Annotated in this window: 4 protein-coding genes and 1 pseudogene; 3 read left to right on the top strand and 2 right to left on the bottom strand. The window is 71.4% G+C overall.

Features of this window, described 5'->3' with window-relative positions:
* A pseudogene (locus tag ABWI04_RS42850) lies at positions 1-108 on the top strand (ribosomal protein L16); the annotation flags it as partial.
* Positions 109-320: 212 nt separating this feature from the next.
* Entirely contained in the window at positions 321-536 is a 216-nt protein-coding gene (locus tag ABWI04_RS41715; protein WP_345187617.1) for a hypothetical protein, read from the top strand.
* 12 nt (positions 537-548) lie between these two features.
* Here the strand turns inward: ABWI04_RS41715 and ABWI04_RS41710 are convergent, their stop codons facing one another.
* On the bottom strand, positions 549-1322 hold the full coding sequence (locus ABWI04_RS41710; protein ID WP_353835864.1) for a DUF1707 SHOCT-like domain-containing protein: 774 nt from the start codon (positions 1320-1322) through the stop codon (positions 549-551).
* 166 nt (positions 1323-1488) lie between these two features.
* Between ABWI04_RS41710 and ABWI04_RS41705 the strand changes: the two genes are divergently transcribed.
* A complete protein-coding gene (locus ABWI04_RS41705) occupies positions 1489-3114 on the top strand; it encodes an acyl-CoA dehydrogenase family protein (RefSeq protein ID WP_353835863.1) in 1626 nt (541 codons plus the stop codon).
* Positions 3115-3586: 472 nt separating this feature from the next.
* Here ABWI04_RS41705 and ABWI04_RS41700 read toward each other — a convergent pair whose 3' ends face one another.
* The gene (locus ABWI04_RS41700; protein WP_353835862.1) at positions 3587-4072 is read right to left on the bottom strand and encodes a hypothetical protein; all 486 of its coding nucleotides are present in this window, start codon (positions 4070-4072) and stop codon (positions 3587-3589) included.
* Positions 4073-4440: the final 368 nt, after the last annotated feature.

Genomic DNA, 4440 nt, shown 5'->3' with positions numbered 1-4440 from the left:
CGCGGCGGCAAGGTCTGGATCAACATCTTCCCGGACCGTCCGCTGACCAAGAAGCCCGCCGAGACCCGCATGGGCTCCGGTAAGGGCTCCGCGCGCGTGGCGGTGGCGTCCTACATCCTCGCTCCGGGCCACTTCGCCGACAAGGTCCGCCGGGAGTCCCTGGCCGCCGGAGCCGCCGCTGTCTCCCCCGCCCTCGGCGCGGCGCCGGAGGTCGCTGACCTGGTCGTCCTCCGCTACGCCGAAGCGCTGGAGGCCTCCCGCGCGGCGACCGCGGTCTGACGGGGCGTTCGAGGCGCCGGTCGCCGGGTATGCGGGCGGCCATGACGCGCGAAGAGACCGGCCATGAGCCCGAGGAGACCGACGACCGCCGCTTCGCCCCGGTGAACGAGCGGTCCGACGCCCGCGGCCGCACCGTCCCGGACGGGGAGGAGACCAGCGGAACCGGGACTCCCGGGGTGAGGTACGAGCACCCCGACACGCTCCCACCGGACGAGGAGGGCGTCGAGGACGCCGAAGCGCACGACGACACCCGCTGACCCGCCCACCCGCTACCGGCGGTCCTTCCACCAGGTGGCAAGGGCGCGCCGGAGCGGGGCGTGGTGCTCGTCGTCGACGATCTTGATGTCGCCCATCACGGCGGTCGCGGTGACGCGCACGACGGGGACGCGGGCGCCCGGATGCGGGTCGCGGACCGCCACCCGCCGGTCGCCGAGGAAGTTGTGCCCGGTCAGCACGATGCTGACGCCGTCCGGAACGATGATCTTGACGTCGCCCATCACCGCGGTCACGCAGATGTGGACCTCGCCGGTGGGGACCTGCGCGCCGCGCAGGTCGAGCTCGACGTCGCCCATCACCGACACGGCCTCCAGCGGCCCGTCGATGCGGCCGACGATGCGCTCCTTGCAGTCCCCCATGACCGCGCTGAACCTGCGCTTGACCTGCACTGGCGCGGGGTTGGCCCCGGGCGCGCCCATGCTGGGCAGGTCGGCGGTGATGCGTTCGAGCTCGCCCCGGCTGACGGCCGCGTAGGCGGCCTCGGTGCGCTCGGTCAGCTCCTCGAAGGTGAGCCGCCCCTCCACCGAGGCGACCCGCAGCCGCTCCACGACGGCCTCGCGCTCGGCGTCGGACGCCCGCACCGGGTCGGAGGCCCGCCGGGCCTCGGGCGCCCGCGGGGTCTCGGAGAGCCGCGCGGTCTCGGCCGCCCGCCCGGTGTCGGGGGCGGCCGTCACGTCGACCGGTTCGGGGACGGGGCCGCCGTCCCGCCGCCGCTCCGGCGGCCGGCTCGGGGCGGGCCGCTCGGGCTGCGGACCGGACTGACTCATGATTTCGACGGTATGCCCCCGGCGGCGCGGGACAATCCGCCGCGCGGACGAGATCGCCCTCCACCTGAGGAGGATGGACGTCCTCCCACCCCGCAGGCATGATCATCTTGTTGTCCGAACCGCGTTCTGTATTCTGCGACCGACGGCATGAACGTTGGGAGAGCGCGTGACGCACGAGGTGTTCAACCAGGTCCCCCCGCTCGCCGGGCACGACGCGTCCGACGAGGCGGCCCTGCTGGACGGGCTGCACCGCGAGGGCGCCGGGTGGGCCGAGCCCGAGGTGCGCGAGCTCGGCCGCCTCGCCGGCACCGAGCGGGCCCAGGAGTGGGGACGCCTCGCCAACGAGCACCCGCCCGTCCTGCGCACCCACGACCGCTGCGGGCACCGGATCGACGAGGTCGAGTTCCACCCGGCGTGGCACGAGCTGATGACCGTCGCGGTGACGCACGGCCTGCACGGCTCCGCGTGGACCGACCCCCGCGAGGGCGCCCACGTCGCCCGCGCCGCGAAGTTCTACACCTGGCGCGTCGACGCGGGCCACGGCTGCCCCGTCTCGATGACCTACGCCGCCGTCCCCGCGCTGCGCCAGTCCCCGGAGCTGGCCGCGCAGTACGAGCCGCTCCTGGCCAGGCCGGAGTACGACTTCGGGCTGCGGCCCCCGCTCACCAAGACCGCGCTCCTCGCCGGCATGTCCATGACCGAGAAGCAGGGCGGCTCGGACGTCCGCGCGAACACCACCACGGCCGCGCCCCAGCCCGACGGGACGTACCGGCTCGTCGGCCACAAGTGGTTCACCAGCGCCCCGATGTGCGACGTGTTCCTCACCCTCGCCCAGGCGCCCGGCGGCCTGACCTGCTTCCTCGTCCCCCGCGTCCTGCCGGACGGCGGCCTCAACCCGCTGCGCCTGATGCGGCTGAAGGACAAGCTCGGCAACCGCTCCAACGCCTCCTCCGAGGTGGAGTACGACGAGGCGGTCGCCTGGCGCGTCGGCGACGAGGGCCGCGGCGTCCGCACCATCATCGAGATGGTCAACATGACCCGTCTGGACTGCGTCATCGGCGCCGCGTCCGGCATGCGGCTCGGCGTCACCACCGCCGCGCACCACGCCGCGCACCGCTCGGCGTTCGGCCGCCCGCTGATCGACCAGCCGCTGATGCGCAACGTCCTGGCCGACCTGGCGATCGAGTCCGAGGCCGCCACGACCACGATGCTGCGCCTCGCGGGCGCCACCGACCGCTCCGTGCGCGGCAGCGAGACCGAGACCGCCTTCAAGCGCCTCGGCCTCGCGGTCAGCAAGTACTGGATCTGCAAGCGCTGGCCCGCGCACGCCGCCGAGGCCCTCGAATGCCTGGGCGGCAACGGCTACGTCGAGGAGTCCGGCATGCCCCGCCTCTTCCGCGAGTCCCCGCTGAACTCCATCTGGGAGGGCTCCGGCAACGTCGCGGCACTCGATCTCCTACGCGCAACGCTACGCGAACCACAAACGCTAGAGGCGTTCTTCGACGAAGTAGCCCTCTCCCAAGGAGCCGACAAGCGCCTAGACGCAGCCATCAAGGAGACCAAGGAAAGCTTCGCCGACACGTCCACAATCGAGTACCGCGCCCGCCGAGTAGCCGAGCACCTGGCACTGGTCCTACAGGCATCGCTGCTGGTCAGACACGGTCACCCGGCGGTCGCCGACGCGTTCTGCGCCACCCGCCTGGCCGGCGACTGGGGCGGCGCCTACGGCACCCTCCCGCCAAGCCTGGACCTCGCCCCGATCATCGACCGCGCCACCCCAAAGGTCGGCTGAGTCCTCAGCTCCTGGCGTTGCCGAGCCACCGCATCCGCCTGCCCGCAACCGATCCGAGCAAGATCATCCGCTAACGTACCCGTTAGTAGGCAGCGGCTGCGTCGCACTAGTTCCGGCGTCCGGACGTGGGCCGCTTTCAGCGCGGTAGCCGCATCGGCGCGGAACGCCTGACGCTCCCGATGCGCCGTTCTTCTCCGATAGCGCCTCAATCTACGCCGAATCGGGGGCAGCCCAACGGCATGGCCGGTCACTTCCTCAGGACTGGTTCGGCGTAGCGAAACCGGACTAACAGACTCCCCTGTTCGAGCCGTCCGCGTGCCGTCCGCGGCGCGGCGGACGGCCGTCCGCGACATCGCCTGAGCCGTCCGCTCCGACATCTACCGTCCAAAGATCGGACGAAGCCCCGGACGACCGACGCCTACCTTCCAGGCGGCGAACGCACTGCCTTCCCGATCAGCGCGCACCGGCCACGCTAAGGAAGCCGCCGACACACATCGTCAGCCAGCTCATCCAGCTTCTCGACGGTTCGCGCTGCCGCCTCGGCATACCACCGCAACTGCGGCGACGCCTCCCCCGAGTGCAACGCCGCGACTGCCTGGTTGAGGTTGGCTCCAATCCGTCGGGCCTGCCCCGACGCATGCATCACGATCGCCAGCGACTCCCGCAGCAATGCGTACTGCGGCTGGACACTGCCTCGAGCCGCATTGAGCACCGCCTGCGCCGCGTATGCCCCGACCGCAAGCCGTTCTCCTGATGCCGCCGAGGCAACCAACGCATGCTCCTCCTCCGACAGCGAGAACCTCACCGAGCGGTTGCGCCGCGGAGTCCGATGCGCCCGCCGATTCACCTGCGCCGGCCTCGCCTCCTGCTGCGGCCCGTCTTCAGGGATTACTGCCACCACCTCCCGGATCGCGCTCGATCCCCCGTTGAACTGGACCGCGCCCGGTCCAGCCGCCATATGTGCACGATTTCCATTTCTTGCCCCGCGGCAGCGGAGCCCGGCGAGACTCTTCCGGTCTCGTCCGACGTACGCATGGGACAGGCTGTCTCATCCCACGCCCGCCCGCTACTTTAAGCATCGGCGTGGCTCACTGTCGCTCAAAAACATCAGCGGTGCTGCCCCCGAAGGCCCGGCATAGGTCTGCAGAAGCGCTTCGGCCGCGTTTTGATCCATGCAGTCCGGTCGGGGCGAGCCCACCGAGAGCGCCCACACCCCTGCCGGATCTCAGCTCGCAGATGGTCACAGAACCACTGCGTCTCCCCGTCGGGGGCCACCGAGGTGACTCGACTCAGATGCGTCACAGCCATCGGCGGGGCAAAGGTCAG

The sequence above is a fragment of the Actinomadura sp. NPDC000929 genome, assembly GCF_040492065.1.
Classification (GTDB): domain Bacteria; phylum Actinomycetota; class Actinomycetes; order Streptosporangiales; family Streptosporangiaceae; genus Spirillospora; species Spirillospora verrucosospora.
The sequence above is the reverse complement of the archived record's forward strand: the minus strand, read 5'-3'. Positions and strand labels throughout refer to the sequence as shown.